We start from the raw sequence: 16,806 nt of genomic DNA on the forward strand, positions 1-16,806 counted from the left end.
CTTTTTATACTTTGAGAAAAATTATGGAAAAATTGCATCGTCCCACTTTTATAAATTTTTCTCTCTGGGCAAGCGACCCCGATAACGTTGGGCAACTCAAAGTATTTCATTGTGTCTGCTCAGTAATTAACCCGTCGATTGGGATAATTTGCGACGCATTTGGGTACGCAGGCTATCTACACATAGTCGCTATCCTAATCTTGTTTTTCGCTGATTTACTCAACGAGGATCGTGAAGAGGCACTTGATTTAATCAGGATATTTACCCTTCTACATGATGCCGGAACCGCAGCAACTACCCCAATCAATCCAGCTTCAGAGCAATTCCTGGAACGTTTATTTGAAGTTAATGACTTCCGAGACATCACCGAGGAATTTGTAGCAACCTGCTTCCAACCATTGACCAATGACTGATTTTTCTGATTACCAAACAAACTTTGATCTAGTCAAGACCTTAACAGGTTTTGATGATGCGACAGCAGTCAACGTAGAGATTTATCTTCGGGAATCAGCGGCGGTGGATGCGAACCAAATTACTCAGTTTCGCCCTTACTGGGTGGTTGCCAAAATTCTCGAACAAGCTAAAGAGCACCAACAGCTATCTAATGCTGACGGGGTAGGTTTTACAGGGATGGTTCGCCCGATTGAGTCATATCTCGATATTCAGCGGGGATTAGATCGCAAATATGGGTGGACTGTTCCGGCGGGATTTGTAGCTCTGATGGTTGGCGTTGATTTGCCACTGCTAAATGCTGGTACAACCTCAATTCCCAATATCCCGGTTTACTGACATGCCGCAATCGCCATTTGCTAGTTTCGCCAATGCCACGCTGACTTGGATACTTCCTGGAGCAGCGGCGGGTGTTGACCCTATAACGGGCAATCGGATGTTTGCGGCAGGCGAGTCCCTAGTAGTGGCAGCAATGCTTAAAGCTGCAAGCGCCTATAGAAAAGAGCGTTTGCCTGGAGTCAGCTTACAAGCAGTTTATTTGGAGGGACGTGTGGTTTCTGTTTCCTTAAATGGTCAGCCAGGAACTCTGCTCATACCAAATACCATCCAGCACGAAGCTAGAGCATCTGCAACCTGGGACGAATTAAACGGGGAGTTTGTGATTTTGAGGAGAGGGCGCTCCCCCTTCAAAACCGAGGAAATTATTGGCGATCGCCTAATTGGATGGTTTGAAATCAAATGACAGCAAACCTTGACTTTTCAGAAGCAGAGCGGGCATTGGATGAGGCTTTCAAAGAAACTGTGTTTCTCTTGGGACGCGAGTTTACTAAATCTATTACAGCCAATATTTGGCAGTGGCCAACCGCACCATCTCCTCGAAACATTATTGACAGAGGAGGGTTGCGCTCCTGTCAGCAAATAAGTTTTCAAGGATTAGGTCAAGCAACATTTGCATGGCCCGTTGACTACTCATTTTATGTTCACCAGGGCTACACCATGCCCGATGGGACAGTCATCCCAGGAAGACCGTGGACAACCTATACCTTGGCAACGTTTAACGTTGCTGGCACTGTCAGCACTCTCGCTCGGAGGAAACTTGGCAATGGCTAACGCGGCGAATATATTACCAGAACTTCAGTCAGCACTTGCAACGTCGCGATCCAAGATCGTGACTGCACTGGCTGGCGAAATCGGAACTTACACTTTTCCTGATGGCACGACCGACCCCGCGATCGCTCTTTTAGGATTGGGGTCAAATGTCGAGGTTTACCCACCTGTTGGGACTTCTGTCGCTGGTGGCTTAGAGGTAGTTTTAGTAACGCTTAATTCTGTACGTGTAGGACAACGACTGGATGGCATTATCCAAAGCGTTGTTACCCAGATTATTTTAAGACAATACGATGTGTCCAAAAGCACCATTGAGCCATTATTCAAACTTCTAAGCGTTCTCGATATTACCGGCGATCCAATTCGCACTATCAGCGATCCGTTCATTGGCAATATCGAAACCTGCGAAATGCAAATCCTTCACTCTTTTTATACAGGTGACTTATGACCCAAGCTATTCAAAAGTCAAAGGGTACGAAATTATACTTGGCACTTTTGCCCACTGGGGTAAGAGCCAAGCCAGTAGATCAAACTCTAATTGCAGCCGGAGTATCGTCTGCTGCGATCGCCAAAGCAGCAACTAGCATCCCATTGGAAGCTGCGCTGACGGGATTGATACCCAAGGGGCAGTGGCTATTATTCAAGGATGAAAGCGGTGTGGAGCGATTAGCCCAGCTTTCGGCGAATGCTGTTGTTGGCGCAACGGCTCTTACTGTTTATGCCTTGCCAGAAGCGATCGCTGATGGAGCTACTGCTGAATTTCCTGTAAGAATTCAAGCTCGGTCTGGAGCTTCAGTAGCCCGCAGCGCGAATTTGCAATCGAGCATCACCTTTGATTCTGGATCAGAACGCGACGGGACTACCACTAGTCGAGAACGCGGTTTGTCCGCCGCGGGGAATTACCTCTATTACGATGCTGGACTGCGAACGGCTGAATATGCCTACGAAAACGATCAAGAAGTTTGGGTGAGACGGATGCTTCCGCCTCCATCAGAGGCTTACATCGCGGGCAAGGTAACTGAGGGACCCGCAGCAGTAACCTCAATTCCCGATGAAGTCCCGGCAGACGGGTTCGTTAGTCAAAATTTAGAAGTTGCATTCCTCGGCTATTGCAACGAAATCCAACCGAAGCCTACAACTTAGTCCCTATGGGTTTTCATCGTAGTTTGCAAACTAGAGGTTTATTTGCTTGCCACTGTCAGGTTACAAAGCAGCAAATTGCGGTGGGGATTCTGCTAGCAGATCCGGATGAGGAGTTGAGTGATTTCCCCATCCTCATAGACCAAGAAAACGATCAAGTGAAATACCAGGTATCCCTGGTTGATGTCGTTCTTGAAACTGTTAATTACAATTTTGTACTGAGGATTATATGAACAAGCAATTACCCTGGAAAACCGAACCTCAACAAGCGCAAGAGTATGTAGAGGTTGGACACCCCGACTATGGGGTATTGAAAATTCCTCGCTTAGGGTCTTTGACACCGAATGAAGAATTGGCGATCGCAGATTATTATGTGGGGTTAAAAAACCAGTCGTTATCAGAAGCCAAAATCGAAATTGCAACGGTTCTATTCAAGTACAGAGTCGATCCTAATTGGACTCGCAAAGATACTTTAGAAAATATTCACAGCTTTCCCCTGATTGAAGATTTGTATGATTTTGTCAACAACGAGCGCACCCGTTGGGTTGGTGACAGCTATTTGGTTAGGCTTCAGGGAAGCGATGCTTATATTGCCGCTGCCGATTATGCAACTACTTGTGGGGGCGTAGTCGCAAGTCGCCCAGACATTGTAGGTACTTACTTTGTATTTGCAGAACAATCAAGCGTACCTCTGGGTTTTGTTGTTGCCGACAATTTATCTGAAGCTGGTATTGCCAACTCAGAAGAAGCAAAAAAGTAGAGCTTGTTGATTGGAGCGCTATTTACTGGCAATTGCGTCAAGGCTACCCAAGTGAAGAAAGGTTTGACTTTCTAAACTTTGGTAATCAGCCGATTTGGTTGATCGAACAGGCTGTAGCGCAGATGCACCAGACGAAGCTTGTTGACGCCTACCATTGGGCTGCTCCAATTGCCAGCGTCGGCATGGCGCTTTGCTATTTGAAAGGAGTTAAAAACCCAGATTCCAACTGGTTTAACCCTTATCAACAAAAACTATTTACAAAAAATGCTCGCCTCACAATTTCTCAAGCTACGGCCATTATCTTTTTGGATTTGGCACAGGAGGGACTATTGCCTACTTGGGTAGGCCCTTTAGTCGATCTTGAGTTGATTAGGGCAGCGGCTGAATAGGGAATGGGGAATAAGGCAAGGGGGCAGGGGAGGCAGTTCTTGATCTGGCGTTGTAGGGAAGAAAAACTATTGATTATTGCCCAGTCCCCAATACCCAATACCCAGTCCCCAATACCCAATGCCCAATGCCCAATGACTAATGACTAATGACTAATAACCAATGACTAATGTCGGCACTGTAGATATCCAAGTTCGCTTGGCAAGAGAACAACTTGCCAGGGATATTGCCGATCTGCGAAACTTGTTAAATAGCCTACCTGATGTTGGACTCAACACCGATCCAGCTAGGAGTGGTTTGAATGGAGTTAATGACTCTGCTTCTACACTACAAGCCACTCTTGGCGGGTTGAGTGCTACTGCTGGCATCGCGTTATCAATCGTCGCAGATAAGGCCAAAGAAGCCGCGATCGCTTTTGATTCTGCAAAAGCCAAAGCAGCCACCCTCACTGAAGATAGTAATGGGTTGGCTAAATCGATGCGGGAACTGTCGGCTGATTTGGGTTATCAATCCACCTCCACCGATCTGCTTAACAGTTCATACGATGTTTTATCGTCGGGTTACTCTAAAACCGCCGACGTTACCAACATCCTCAAAAACTCCACCTACGCTGCGATCGGTGGATTTAGTAATGTGAATACGGTAGCAGATGCGACTACCACAATTCTTAATTCATACGGGCAATCAGTTGATAAGGCTGCTCATATTACGGACGTTTTAATCGCCACACAAAACGCTGGAAAAATAACCGTAGCGCAGTACGCGGGAATAATCGGGCAGGCTGCAACTACAGCGGCGGCAGCCGGGGTGAGCCTTGAGGAATTCTCTGCCTATGTAGCTGGTGCAACCGCCAAAGGTGTGCAGGCTTCCAGTGCTGTGGCAGGTATTCGCCAAGCGATTACCTCGATTCTATCACCGACCTTGGTCGCCTCCAAACTAGCCAAAGATTTGGGTGTACAGTTTAACGCTGCGGCTTTGCAGTCTAAGGGGCTATCCGGTATTCTGGCAGACTTAAACGCCAAAGGGGCAGCTACTCCCCAGGTTCTAACTGAGTTATTTGGATCGGTGGAAGCTGTGGCAGCAATCATGCCCAGCGCCGGACAAAATGTAGAATTTTTCAATAAGAACTTAGCCTATATTCAAAACAGTGCCGGACTTGCAAAAGACGCTGCCGACAAAGTTTCAAATTCTTTTGAAGGTCAACTTAAACGTTCTGCAAACCAAGCTAATGAAGCCTTTGTTAGTTTAGGACAAGGAATACTTCAAGTAGCATCGCCCGTCGTTGCAGCCACAGCTACAATTCTTCAAGCTTTTAACTCCCTGCCCGAATCTGTCAAGCAAACCTTGGGTGTAACCATTGGGTTGACTGGAGGGATGCTCACATTGGGAGGAGCGATCGCAACTGTTGGGGCACTGACTCCGATATTTACAGCTGGTTTTACAGCAAGCGCTGCGGCACTAGGTTTAAATAGTGCGGCAACAGCAGCCAATACCGCAGTCACCGGGACTTCTGCTGCTGTCACCGGAGTTCTCACCACTGAACTTTCTTTGAGTAATTTGGCGTTGGCTGCCAGTACTATTCAGTCGGGGGTAGCTACGACAGCCCGCAATGTATACGCCGCCGCCACAGGTACAGCTGCCACAGCGACTTTAGGATTTGCTAGCAAACTGGCAATCCTGGCAGTTCAAGCAGCGTTGGTAGGGGGTGCTGTCTACGCGGTTTCTGAAGCTTTTAAGCGTTCGGAAGGGGCCAAATTCAGTTTTACGGTTGAGGACAACACCCGAAAAATGCTGGAGTTTGAAGCCAGCCTGAAAAAGGGTAGTTCTGCGCTCAGTGAAACTGCTACCAAAACTGCTACGGCAGCTAGTGGTTTCGATCTATTAGGGCAGACACTGGCAAAATCTGGGCCAATTGAAGCAGCGCGGGCGGGATTGGCTCAACTAGACCAAGCGCTTGGGGGAACTAGCGATGTCACTTCAACTTATGGAAATTCGTTAGCGATTCTCACCGCTGAACAGCGCGGTAATCAATTGGCGATGTTTGCTTTGGATAAGCAACTCGACCAAACTGGAAAAACTATGGATGTCTCCAATGACATCCTGGCTAAATATGGTTTGATGACAGTTGATGCTGCTGACAAGCAACGGCTAGGTGCTGAGGGGATTAAGAAATTTAAACAAGAAGTTTCTGGGCAAATCAACGTACTCGATAACTACATCGATACCCTCAAATCTCAAAAAGCTCCAACTATTGAGCAACAGCAATTAATCAATGAAAATATTAAGAATCTAGAATCTCAAAAACAAGCTTTACGGAAGCGAGTTTTACAGATTGAATCTGATACTCAAGCGAATAAAAACAACTCTCAATCCTTAAAAGATTTAATTCTTGATGTCGAATCTTTAGGTAAAGCTTACGATAAATCTACCAAGGATATTGCCCTTGCTACTGACAAGAGAAAAGCCAGAATCAATGAAGAGGTAGCAGCCGGAACTATTACTCAAGAACAAGCAAATACTAAACTGCTTGAGGTAGAAAAGAAGGGACTTGATGATAGGAAACAATTAATTGCAACTGAGATTCCTAAATTAGAAGCGGCTAAAGTGGGAGCAAAGCCAGAAGAAATTGAGAAAGTTAATACCAAAATTAAAGACCTTGAAGGCGAAAGTGCTAACCTGCGATCGCAGATTGCTCAAAACTTGGTATCTCAGAAAAAAGCAGCTAATGAAGAAGCTTTAAAAAATGAAGATACTATTGCTAAAGCTTCTGCTCGGAATATTATAAATATTGAAACTGAAAAATCTATCGGGATTCGAGAATTACAGCTTAAAGGTGTCATTTCAAACGAAGAAGCAACCAAGCAAATAGCTGAAGCTAAAATTGCAAGCACCAAGACTGAAATCACATCAGAGGAAAATAAATTAGACCGGATTAAAAGTTTAAGAGCGCGTAATGCAATCACGGCTCAAGAGTATGCAAAACAAGAAATAGAAATTAACGGCAATATCAAAAAGTTAAAACTTAAAGATATTGAGGATGAGGTACAAGCTCAAGAAAATGCTCGTGCCCGTGAACTCAAAGCAATTGATAAAGTTAATGCTAGAAAACTCTCATCTGTTGATATTAAGGGTGATAGAGCCGTTATTGGTGTCAAACAGCAGGAAGCTGATGGCACAATCAAGAGTGAAGTTGCTGCTAAGAAAATTCTAGAAATAGAGCAACAAGCTGTCAGTGCAAGAATTGAATTAGCCAATAAAGAATATAGCCAAATTAGCGAATTAGAAGCTAAGAAACTCATAGACAAGGAACAAGCCGCTGACCGTAGAACTGAAATTGAAAAGCGAGTAACAGCTTTAACTCTTCAAGAAGTCACTAAGGAAGTTGAAGCCCGCAAACAGGCATTAGACGAAGCGATTAAAGGTATTCAAGAGCGTGCTGATGCCCAGAAGAGGGCAATTGAAGAAACTGTAAATTTGCTGGAGCAGGAGAAGAATGCTCGTAATAACCTGCTGCAAATTCAACAGCAAGAGAAGGATTTACTAGAAAGTCGTCTAAATCTAGAAAAGGCGATCGCCGGATTAAGTGATGTCAAGGCAAACAGCAAACTGGCATCGGTGGATCGGGCAGTAGAAGCACGGCGTAAGCTTGATAGCGATCCTAATTTAGATCCAGGGGTTGCATCGGTACTCAATGCCCAGTTAAAAGCTTCTGGATTTGCAAATACTTCGGAAGCCGATATTCTAACCGAACGGCGTAAATTACAAAACACACTAGCCGAAGAACAAAATACTGCGGCTCTGCGCGAGGAAAAGGCTGCTCGAACTTTATTAGATATTGAATTAAATAGATCCAAATTAACAGCAGAAATCGCTCTTTTAGAAGCTCAAATTCTCGATTCCAAGGCTAGTCAATCACAAATCCAAGCTAAGGCAAATTTAGAAAAAGCAACACAGTTAGGTGACAAAAATGCGATCGCCTCAGCCAATGCGGATATAAAAACCGCAGATTTATCCAAAGAAGTCGCCGCTAAATCTATAGATGCTGCCAAGCGCAGTGTCGAAATGCAGGCTGAATTAGCCGACAATGCGAAGAAAGCGCAGTTGGCTCAACAGGAAGGGGCGCAAGCGCAGCGGGAGGCTGCCCATGCAGCCCAAGATCAAGCGGCGGCTTTGGAAATAGCTGAAGCTAGGGCGAAGGAAATTGCTCGGATTGAGGCCAAGGCTAAAGCTGAACGTGAGGCAGCAGACAAGGCGGATCAGGAAAGAGAGTCTCAAATCAAAGCAAATCAGGAAAAAGCGACAGCATCAGGTACGGGTGGGATCTCGCCCAATGAAGTTGTTCCGAGGGAGTCCAGGGATAAGGAAGTTACCCCTCCTAAAAACAGTAATTATTACAGTCCTGTCAGCCGCAGTGCTGCTCCCGATCCATTTACCAAGCCGCTGTCGGCACCAGATAAGCCGCCTGATTTTTCTAATACCTTAATTAACGTCAGTAATGGATTGGAAGATTTAGCGAAATGGAGCAACCAAGTGTCAGGTGCGATGGGTGATGCAGGTAAGAGCAGCACATCAATGGAGTCCAAACTATCGAATCAAGATGTTGTCACTGAACTGCAAAAAATGAATGCTAACTTAGTGGCGATCGCTTCTCGCCCATCTGCACTTAATGTTACCACCGCAAACCCTGTGAGTGATGCAGCGGACATTTACAGCAATATTTCCAAAAATGCGGTGAGGAGTGCCAATTTATGAGCGGTATTACCTTAATCCTGGATAGTCTTTCTGTTAGCTTCAGCAATTTTCTAGAGCCAAAATTCCCCAGAGCCAGAGCTATAGATGGGGGGAAGCTGGAATATTCAGCCAACGGAAACGGCATTGGTGATGGGCCAGCTTTTGAGCAACCACACTTATGGTCATTCAGTGTTTATTGTACCGAACAGCATATGCGTATTTTGGGAGCAATGTATCATGAATCCGATGTCAGACGGAGGGTATTGCCCCAAATTAGTGCCGAGATTACCCTGATTGATAAGGTGCGAGAGTATCAGGAGCGATCGCCCAGAACTCGGGTAATAGCTCCTGGTACTAGCGAGATAATGGTGGGTGCAAGTCACGTTTCCTATTTTGCTCAATTTCATGTTTGGTTTGTCTCTGAGCCAGAGTTTGACAAGGCAGGGGACAAGCGAATCGCTCACCTTTCTTTTCAGGAGACAGAGAAGTTCGCAGTGTGAACAGAAGCAGGAAAATTTTCCTGGAGCTATGGCGATCGCAGCGACTCAATCGACTTAAATCATATCCGGCGATGGGGGAATGTCCACCTGATGAATTCCTGCAAGAATGTCAAAGTGACCCGGTGTTGGCAATTCAGATTAAACGAATGGCATTGCTTAAACTTTGGTAACTATTCTCATGCAAAAATAAGCAATATCTGACGATTCCTGAATTGAAAGCAGTGAGCGTGTAGTAAAATTTGCTCACCTCCATAAAATGGAACATGGCTTTAGACTTCTCTGGTCAAAATCTCCAAGGACGAAACTTCAAAAGACAAGACCTTGCGGGTGCAAACTTTAGCTATGCCGACATCCGAGGGGCAAACTTCACCAACGCTAATCTAACAGGTGCAAACTTCAGCCATGCCATAGCTGGACTGCAACGCTGGTGGGTAATTTTCCTAGTCTTTGTCTCGTGGTTGTTGTCGGGACTGTCAGGATTGTTATGGGCTTTCAATGGTTCCTTCGTGTCACAAATATTTAATTCCAGACCAGAAACTCATATTATGGGCTGGACTGTCCTAATCCTATTAATTGCCTTTTTCTTGGTCACAATTCGCCAAGGAGTAGTAGCTGGTTTAGGAGCCTTGACCTTCGTCGTCGCCGTCGCCGGAGCTGGAGCTGGAGCCATCGCCGTCGCCGGAGGCGGAGCCATCGCCGTCACCGGAGCCATCGCCGAAGCCTTCGCCGGAGCCGGAGCCTTCGCCGGAGCATTCACTGTCGCCGTCGCCTTTGCTGTCGCCTTTGCTGTCGCCTTTGCTGTCGCCGGAGCCATCGCCGTTGCTTTCGCTATCGCCTTTGCTGTCGCCGGAGCCTTTGCCGTCGCCGGAGCCTTCGCTGTCGCCGTCGTCGGAGTGTTATTTAGTATTTACATTGGTTGGCAAGCGATGAAAGGAAACGAAAAATATTCCTTAATTCGCAATATCGCTGTTGCCTTTGCAGCTACAAGAGGTACAAGTTTTCGTGGCGCTGATTTAACCAATGCTGATTTCACCCAAGCTACGCTCAAAAGTACAGATTTCCGAAACACTATCCTTATCTGTAGCTGTTGGCATCAAGCCAAAATGCTTGACCGTGTTCTTCCTGGTTTGACTTATCTTCAAAACTCACAAGTACGTCAACTGCTGGTTACAGGGCAGGGACAAGACACAAACTTTGACCGTCAAAACCTGCGAGGTATCAACTTAAAAAAAGCTAACCTAGCAGATGCCAGCTTTATCGGTGCTGACCTCAGTGAAGCTAATTTCCAAGATGCCGATTTGTCAAGAGCAAAGCTAAAGCAAACGCAACTAGACGGCACAGATTTAACAGGTGCAACACTCACGGGCGCGTACATTGAAGATTGGGGCATTACAAATACAACTAAATTGCATGGGGTGAGGTGTGAATATGTCTTTATGCGCTTACCCACCAAAGAAGACCCTGATCCCCTCCGCAAACCTGATAATAAACAAGAGGTATTTGCAGACAGGGATTTTGCCGAATTTATCCAGCCAATTTTTGACACCCTCGACCTTTACCATAATCAAGGCGTTGACCCTCGCGCTGTTGCGATCGCTTTCAAAAACCTGGCCGAAAACCATCCCGAAGCCGAGTTAAAAATTGTGGCAATGGAGAAACGCGGCGATGATAAATTCTTACTCAGAGCCAAAACCGCAGTAGGTAGCGATAAATCTCAACTAAGTGCAGAATATTTTGATGATTATAATCAACTCAAAGCTTTATCGCAGAGTCAGCAATTATTGCTGGTAGAAAAAAGCGATCGCATTCGTAATTTAGAAAATATGATTACAACTGCACTTGGGCAGCCGAAATCTTATACACAAGGAAATACCATCATGTCTGATATCAGTGGCATCAATATTCAAGGTAGCAGTAATGTTAGCGGTATCGCTGGCAATAGTTCTATTGCTAATCTAGGAACCATTAGCGGTAATGTGAGTATTGCCCTCAATCAATTGCCTGATTCACCAGATGCCGAGAAACCAGGAATTAAAGAATTGTTGACGCAGTTGCAAGAAGCAATTTCACAGTCGGCAGATTTGCCAGAAACAGACAAAGCTGATGCATTAATACAAATACAAGCAATAGCCGAAGCAGGTAAAAGTCCCCAAGAATCGACTAAGCAAAAGACTGCAAAAAACGCAATCACCATGTTGAAAGGGATATTTACAGGCTTACCTGCGATCGCCTCGGTGGTGGAAGCGGGTAATAAATTATTGCCTGCGATTTCTAAATTATTCGGTTTAGGGTAAAAGATACCTAACCCCTCATTTTAACAACACCATCCCTGCTGCTTTCGGGTTAATTGGAACGTCCAAGAGGTCTGAAATAACTGGTAATATTTACTGAAAGTGGGATATAGAGGTAAGTTGTGAACAAGCCAAACCCTCAAGTTTTAGAGACAGCGATCGCAGCAGCCAGTAATGCTCATACAGGTTTGCATCAAGCAATTCATGAATTGCGACATGGTTCGGTGGCTGAAGGAAAGCAGATAATAGCAAGGCAGATTGCGGCGCTGGCTAATGCGTTAATGATTTTGTAAGATGTTGGAAAATTTTTCAGGATGAGCTAGTTTTAACTGGTAACAGCAATGTATCTTCGTCTTAGTTAAAGTGCGATCGCCACTGGCTAAAAAGTTTTTTTGCTTTGGCGATCGCCCTCCGGTTCTCAGTCCAAAATAACTATTCTTCAAAAACTCCAAAAATTGATAAATGCTTTTGGTGAGAGCGATCGCCCCGAACTAGAGCGATCGCTCCTGGCACTAGCGAAATACCAGTGGGCACAAGCTACGTTTCCTATTTTGCTCAATTTTACGTTTGGTTTGTCAGTGAGCCGGAATTTGATAAGGCGGGCGATAAGCTCATTGCTCACCTTTCTTTTCAAGAAACAGAGAAGTTTCCAGCTTGAAGCGATCGCTACTACGAAAACATCTCAAACCCTTGTCAGCCTGCAAAGCTCTAATTGCGATCGCGGTAATTAGCTTTGAGCTTTTTAATTAGACTGGTGCTAAGTTAGGCGATCGCCCAAAGATTTGAGATTTTCACGGATAGTAATTGTGTTGGGATGATTTACCCCTAAAGTTCGTTCAGCAATTTTTAATGCTTTGATGTAAAGTGGTTCGGCTTCCATGTACCTTCCTTGGGATTCATAGAGGAAAGCCAAGTTGTTGAAACTGCTGGCGACATCGGGATGCTTCTCTCCCAGCAGGCGTTGCCTGAGTGATAATGCTTTGATCAAAAGTGGTTCGGCTTCCGTGTACCTTCCTTGGGATTCATAGAGTAAAGCCAAGTTGTTAAAACTGGTGGCGACATCAGGATGCTTCTCTCCCAGCAGGTGTTGGTAGAGTGATAATGCTTTGATCAAAAGTGGTTCGGCTTCCGTGTACCTTCCTTGGGATTTATAGAGTTGAGCCAAGTTGTTGAAACTGGTGGCGACAGAGGGATGCTCCTCTCCCAGCAGGCGTTGGTAGAGTGATAATGCTTTGATCAAAAGTGGTTCGGCTTCCGTGTACCTTCCTTGGGAAAAGTAGAGTGCAGCCAAGCTGTCAAAACTGCTGGCGACATCAGGATGCTCCTCCTGTCCCAGCAGGCGTTGGCTGAGTGATAATGATTTGATCAAAAGTGGTTCGGCTTCCGTATACCTTCCTTGGGATCTGTAGAGTAAAGCCAAGTTGTTGAAACTGCTGGCGACATCGGGATGCTCCTCTCCCAGAAGGCGTTGCCTGAGTGATAATGCTTTGATCAAAAGTGGTTCGGCTTCCCTGTACCTTCCTTGGGATCCGTAGAGTAAAGCCAAGTTGTTTAAACTAGTGGCGACAGAGGGATGCTCCTCTCCCAGAAGGCGTTGCATCAGTTCTAATGCTTTAATCAAAAGTGGTTCGGCTTCCGTGTACCTTCCTTGGGATTCATAGAGTAAAGCCAAGTTGTTGAAACTGGTGGCAACATCAGGATGCTCCTCTCCCAGCAGGCGTTGCCTGAGTGATAATGCTTTGATCAAAAGTGGTTCGGCTTCCGTGTACCTTCCTTGGGATCTGTAGAGTACAGCCAATTCGTTAAAACTGGTGGCGACATCGGGATGCTCCTCTCCCAAACGGGATTTTACTAGTGATACACATTGCTCCAACCAAGGTTCTGCCAGCGCATAGAAACTTTGTCCTTGATAAAATCTACCTAAGCCTATAAAAGGCCAGATTAAATTTTCATCATTAACTGCATCTAATAAGTTTTCTGCTAACTCCGCTAAATGTGGGATAGCATCTTTTACTGAGTTAATTGATTCTTGAGTTGGTGACTGCGGTATTGTTTGAGCAATTGCCACAAACACTTCTACAAAGGCGCGTTTCAAATTATCGGCTTGTTCGCAAGCTCCTAGCTTGAGTTTCAGAAACTCCCGAATTAACGGATGGATTTTGTAGCCATCTTCTGTATTTTCTACCCATTGAATTAAATGGCGCTCGTAAAGTTGCTCGTTGGCTGTTTCAACTTCACTTGCAGTCAAATCGAGCAACCCACTTGCCGACTCTACCCATTTCCAGGCAAAGATAGCTGGTGCAAATAAGCTTAACAACTGTGCAACAGTTTGTGTCGGGGGATGGAGTTCTTTCCAGCTTAATTCAAATGCGGCTTTGACTCCTCGTTGTGCTGTACTCAAGCTTTGTTGTAATTGCTGTTGCTCGTAGTTGATTGCTTGATCTTCTAGTCGCTGTGCCTCTAGCTGTTGCAGCATCTTCAATAAAGTCCATTGAGGAGGCTTCTTCGCTAAATACCGTCCCACTAACTCCAGACCCAAAGGCAAATACCCCAACCATTCACACGACTGTTTCGCTGTTTCCAATTCCCGTTGTACCCGCTTTTCCCCCACTAAGGCTGTTAACAATTGCAAAGCCTCCTCTGGTGAGAGCACATCTAAGGATAGTTCTTGAATATTGGGGTCTAGGTTTCGCAATCTTGTTGTGATTAACACTTGGAAACGGTTAGCTGTTGGCAGTACTTCTCGACAATTCCCTAAATCTGTTACATCATCTAAAACTACCAATACCAACCCTTGTTGTGGTTGCCAATTCTTCCAGCACCAGGCTACCTGTTCACTGATACTTAGCGACTTTCCTTGCCAATCCTGCTGTGGCACTTCCAGTTCCATGTCAAGCTGGGCGAATTGCAGGATTTGTGCTGCCAGAGTCAATTCTCTGGCATTTAACCAGCAAATTCCCCCAGGGTAATCGCTTTCATGTTCTCGTGAGTATTGTATTGCTAATTCGCTTTTGCCAACTCCACTCATCCCGGACACAGCAGAAATTGCTACTGTACCTGATTGCTGTAACTTTTCACGCAGTATCGTCAGTTCATGCTGTCGCCCAACGAAGTTAACTGCTCCTGTGTATGGAATATTATTTGGGGGATTTAACTTTGTCCGTTCCCCTTCAGACGACTCTAGTCAAATGTGGAAAGTACTACCCCTTTGGTCAATAGTTTGATTTTGAGCTACATTAATAGCTTTTTGGATGTTTTGAATAAAAGCCGGAGTATATGGTTGTTGAGATTTCTCTATAGCTTCTTTAATTTCTAGAAGCACTTGAGCCAAATTCGATGGTGGATTAACTTCTGCTGCTGCTACCAATTCCTGCACAGCTTGCCTAACTTCTGGATTAGCTTTAGCTGCTGATTCTACCTCTAATACAGCTTTGCCATAATCGAGAGGTTGTTCTGGCGCTTTCTCAATTGCGTTTACGGTTCCAGGGGAATGTTCTTTGAGCGATGCGAGAAATTTACCACTTTTATCCCATAGAGTTTCCCCTACCTTTTCACCCGTTTTTTCCAAAGCCTTAGTCGCAATCACAGTCCCTATAGCGATCACACCAGCAGTTAGTGGCTCCATGTACTACCTCGTAAGCACAGCATCCTTATTTATTTTTTACCACATCTGAAGTTCTGATCGCGCCATCCAAGTCCTGTATTCAACGAAGAGCCGGTGCGACAGTACCAGGAGCGATCGCTCCTGAGCGAAATAGCAGTGGCAGCAGAAAAGCTAATTGCTCACCTTTCTTTTCAAGAAGCAGAGAAGTTTGTAGCTTGAGTAGATCCAGGAAAATTTTCAAGCGAGGTTGTGGCGATCGCAGGGGCAGTATTTTTGGCTATGTCAACCTGACCATAAGTTAGGGGCAGAAGTAATAAAATCTTTCCATCCCCGTGAGGGGTAAAGGAATTAAAACACGAACTCTGGGGTCGCATCTGGGACTGTCAATACAAAGAGTTTCCATCCCCTTGCGGGGCGATGTGATCGGAAAGTTAAAATGTATGGAATGTCTAACTGCGGTGATTGAGAATTCAAAAAATCGATTTTAAGTGGAGCAATTCTTGTGACGAGAAACATATCCACGCCGGCGAGAAAATCAACCACGCCGAACGGAATCAAAATCACCCCGAAGTGGAACAAATCCACGCTGATTTGGAAACGTTCCAAAAGAATGGTCAAAAAAGTGAGGATTTGCAAGGGTTTCAAAATCCTAACAACGTGGCTAACAATTCTTTAACTACCTACCAACAACCAACTAAGGTTGTTGGTAGGGTAGTTGGTTCTGACGCGCAATCCGAAAATTCGCGTGGGGAGGAGACGGCTCACGCGCCCTTGGGGGGCGCGTCGCCTCAGTCAATCGAAAGCGCGTCAGAACTTGAAGACTCGCCTATGGCGACTGACTGCACGACGCTGGCGCTTGTGGATGAACCAGAAGGTCAACCCACTTCGTTGTCAACAGAAAACCAAGTCTCTGGTGTTGAAGTGAAAGACTGTCATGAGGGCACAAGTTCCGCCGCGCCTGCCGTGTTGCCTTTACAAATCCTTACAAAAATAGAGATATCAGATATTCTAGATGCTGCAAATCTGGGGATTTGCCCAAGCCTTGAAGCGATCACAGCCCTGTTAGAAACACCTCATGCGCGAAGTCTCTTGGGCGCAATTACAAACAACCCGCAGTGGGATATCAAGCTGGCAGATTACTCAACTGTAAGTGCTCAAGGTGTGCAAAATCGAGAACTGCGATCAGGGCGACTCAATCGACTTAAATCTTATGCGACGATGGGGGAATGTCCACCTGATGAATTTCTGCAAGAATGCCAAAGTGACCCAGTGCTGGCGATTCAAATTAAACGAATGGCTTTGCAAAAACTTTGGTAAATATTCTCATGCAACAAGAAAGAATATCTGACGATTCCTAAATTTTTGGCGTTGAGCGTGTAGTAAAATTTGCTCACCTCCGTCAAATGGAATATGGCTTTAGACAACTCCCATCAAAATCTCCGAGGCCGCAACTTCCAAGGTGAAGACCTTGCAGGTGCAAATTTCAGCTCTGCCGACATCCGAGGGGCAAACTTCACCAATGCTAATCTGATAGGTGCAAACTTCAGTCATGCCAAAGCAGGACTGCAAGGACATTGTGCTTTTTTTTTAGTAGGTGTTTCCTGGCTGCTATCTGGAATTTCAGGATTATTCTCAATCAGCGTTGGATTGTGGATATCTTTCATATTTGACAGTTCAAGTTCAGGAAATCATGTTTTTGGCTGGATTGCCTTAGTAACAATAATTGTTTTATTTATAGTTATCCTTCGCCAAGGATTAAACTCAGCCGTCGCCGAAGGCGGAGCCTTCGCCTTAGCCGGAGCCGGAGCCCTCGCCGGAGCCCTCGACGGAGCCTTC

20 protein-coding genes are annotated in these 16,806 nt (G+C 45.5%); 17 read left to right on the forward strand and 3 right to left on the reverse strand.

Features of this window, described 5'->3' with window-relative positions; genetic code table 11:
• The first annotated feature begins 23 nt into the window (after window positions 1-23).
• The 14 genes from V7K76_RS23335 to V7K76_RS23400 all read left to right on the forward strand — a co-directional run bounded on the left by V7K76_RS23335 (window position 24) and on the right by V7K76_RS23400 (window position 11,659).
• Window positions 24-413 carry a hypothetical protein gene (locus V7K76_RS23335; protein ID WP_335030063.1) on the forward strand — a complete coding sequence of 130 codons (390 nt, stop codon included), beginning with the start codon at window positions 24-26 and terminating at the stop codon, window positions 411-413.
• Window positions 406-789 carry a hypothetical protein gene (locus V7K76_RS23340; RefSeq protein WP_335030064.1) on the forward strand — a complete coding sequence of 128 codons (384 nt, stop codon included), beginning with the start codon at window positions 406-408 and terminating at the stop codon, window positions 787-789. Before V7K76_RS23335 ends, V7K76_RS23340 begins: the two co-directional genes overlap by 8 nt.
• A 1-nt stretch (window position 790) precedes the next feature.
• Entirely contained in the window at window positions 791-1,192 is a 402-nt protein-coding gene (locus tag V7K76_RS23345; RefSeq protein WP_335030065.1) for a hypothetical protein, read from the forward strand.
• Window positions 1,189-1,560: a hypothetical protein gene (locus V7K76_RS23350; protein WP_335030066.1), complete on the forward strand. Its 372-nt coding sequence runs from the start codon at window positions 1,189-1,191 to the stop codon at window positions 1,558-1,560. Before V7K76_RS23345 ends, V7K76_RS23350 begins: the two co-directional genes overlap by 4 nt.
• The gene (locus V7K76_RS23355; protein ID WP_335030067.1) at window positions 1,553-2,005 is read left to right on the forward strand and encodes a hypothetical protein; all 453 of its coding nucleotides are present in this window, start codon (window positions 1,553-1,555) and stop codon (window positions 2,003-2,005) included. Before V7K76_RS23350 ends, V7K76_RS23355 begins: the two co-directional genes overlap by 8 nt.
• On the forward strand, window positions 2,002-2,700 hold the full coding sequence (locus tag V7K76_RS23360) for a hypothetical protein (RefSeq protein WP_335030068.1): 699 nt from the start codon (window positions 2,002-2,004) through the stop codon (window positions 2,698-2,700). The genes V7K76_RS23355 and V7K76_RS23360 overlap by 4 nt, the downstream gene beginning before the upstream one ends.
• A gap of 5 nt (window positions 2,701-2,705) precedes the next feature.
• Window positions 2,706-2,930: a hypothetical protein gene (locus V7K76_RS23365; protein WP_335030069.1), complete on the forward strand. Its 225-nt coding sequence runs from the start codon at window positions 2,706-2,708 to the stop codon at window positions 2,928-2,930.
• Window positions 2,927-3,457, forward strand: a complete 531-nt coding sequence (locus tag V7K76_RS23370) for a hypothetical protein (RefSeq protein WP_335030070.1) — start codon at window positions 2,927-2,929, stop codon at window positions 3,455-3,457. Before V7K76_RS23365 ends, V7K76_RS23370 begins: the two co-directional genes overlap by 4 nt.
• Before the next feature lie 32 nt (window positions 3,458-3,489).
• Complete coding sequence (locus V7K76_RS23375; RefSeq protein ID WP_335030071.1) at window positions 3,490-3,846, forward strand: hypothetical protein; 357 nt, start codon at window positions 3,490-3,492, stop codon at window positions 3,844-3,846.
• 160 nt (window positions 3,847-4,006) lie between these two features.
• A complete protein-coding gene (locus tag V7K76_RS23380) occupies window positions 4,007-8,596 on the forward strand; it encodes a phage tail tape measure protein (protein ID WP_335030072.1) in 4,590 nt (1,529 codons plus the stop codon).
• Window positions 8,593-9,075: a hypothetical protein gene (locus tag V7K76_RS23385; protein WP_335030073.1), complete on the forward strand. Its 483-nt coding sequence runs from the start codon at window positions 8,593-8,595 to the stop codon at window positions 9,073-9,075. Before V7K76_RS23380 ends, V7K76_RS23385 begins: the two co-directional genes overlap by 4 nt.
• A complete protein-coding gene (locus V7K76_RS23390; RefSeq protein WP_335030074.1) occupies window positions 9,072-9,245 on the forward strand; it encodes a hypothetical protein in 174 nt (57 codons plus the stop codon). Before V7K76_RS23385 ends, V7K76_RS23390 begins: the two co-directional genes overlap by 4 nt.
• Window positions 9,246-9,338: 93 nt before the next feature.
• Window positions 9,339-11,369, forward strand: coding sequence for a pentapeptide repeat-containing protein (locus V7K76_RS23395; protein ID WP_335030075.1), 2,031 nt, complete (start codon window positions 9,339-9,341; stop codon window positions 11,367-11,369).
• A 119-nt stretch (window positions 11,370-11,488) separates the two neighbouring features.
• Window positions 11,489-11,659: a hypothetical protein gene (locus tag V7K76_RS23400; RefSeq protein WP_335030077.1), complete on the forward strand. Its 171-nt coding sequence runs from the start codon at window positions 11,489-11,491 to the stop codon at window positions 11,657-11,659.
• On the opposite strand, the gene V7K76_RS23405 is transcribed toward V7K76_RS23400, so the two are convergent.
• Window positions 11,645-11,809 (reverse strand): hypothetical protein, encoded by a 165-nt coding sequence (locus tag V7K76_RS23405; RefSeq protein ID WP_335030078.1) that lies wholly within the window; start codon window positions 11,807-11,809, stop codon window positions 11,645-11,647. The genes V7K76_RS23400 and V7K76_RS23405 overlap by 15 nt on opposite strands.
• Before the next feature lie 12 nt (window positions 11,810-11,821).
• On the opposite strand from V7K76_RS23405, the gene V7K76_RS23410 reads away from it, so the two are divergent.
• Entirely contained in the window at window positions 11,822-12,097 is a 276-nt protein-coding gene (locus V7K76_RS23410; protein WP_335030079.1) for a hypothetical protein, read from the forward strand.
• Between the two features lie 26 nt (window positions 12,098-12,123).
• Here the strand turns inward: V7K76_RS23410 and V7K76_RS23415 are convergent, their stop codons facing one another.
• Both V7K76_RS23415 and V7K76_RS23420 read right to left on the reverse strand, forming a co-directional pair.
• Entirely contained in the window at window positions 12,124-14,502 is a 2,379-nt protein-coding gene (locus V7K76_RS23415) for a tetratricopeptide repeat protein (RefSeq protein ID WP_335030083.1), read from the reverse strand.
• A gap of 48 nt (window positions 14,503-14,550) precedes the next feature.
• A complete protein-coding gene (locus tag V7K76_RS23420; protein ID WP_335030080.1) occupies window positions 14,551-14,991 on the reverse strand; it encodes a hypothetical protein in 441 nt (146 codons plus the stop codon).
• A 441-nt stretch (window positions 14,992-15,432) separates the two neighbouring features.
• Here V7K76_RS23420 and V7K76_RS23425 point away from each other — a divergent pair, with 441 nt between their 5' ends.
• On the forward strand, window positions 15,433-16,287 hold the full coding sequence (locus tag V7K76_RS23425; protein WP_335030081.1) for a hypothetical protein: 855 nt from the start codon (window positions 15,433-15,435) through the stop codon (window positions 16,285-16,287).
• Between the two features lie 93 nt (window positions 16,288-16,380).
• Window positions 16,381-16,806: pentapeptide repeat-containing protein (locus V7K76_RS23430; RefSeq protein WP_335030082.1), on the forward strand; the 426-nt coding region annotated here is incomplete at its 3' end.

It is taken from the genome of Nostoc sp., from assembly GCF_036917975.1.
Classification (GTDB): Bacteria; Cyanobacteriota; Cyanobacteriia; order Cyanobacteriales; family Nostocaceae; genus Nostoc.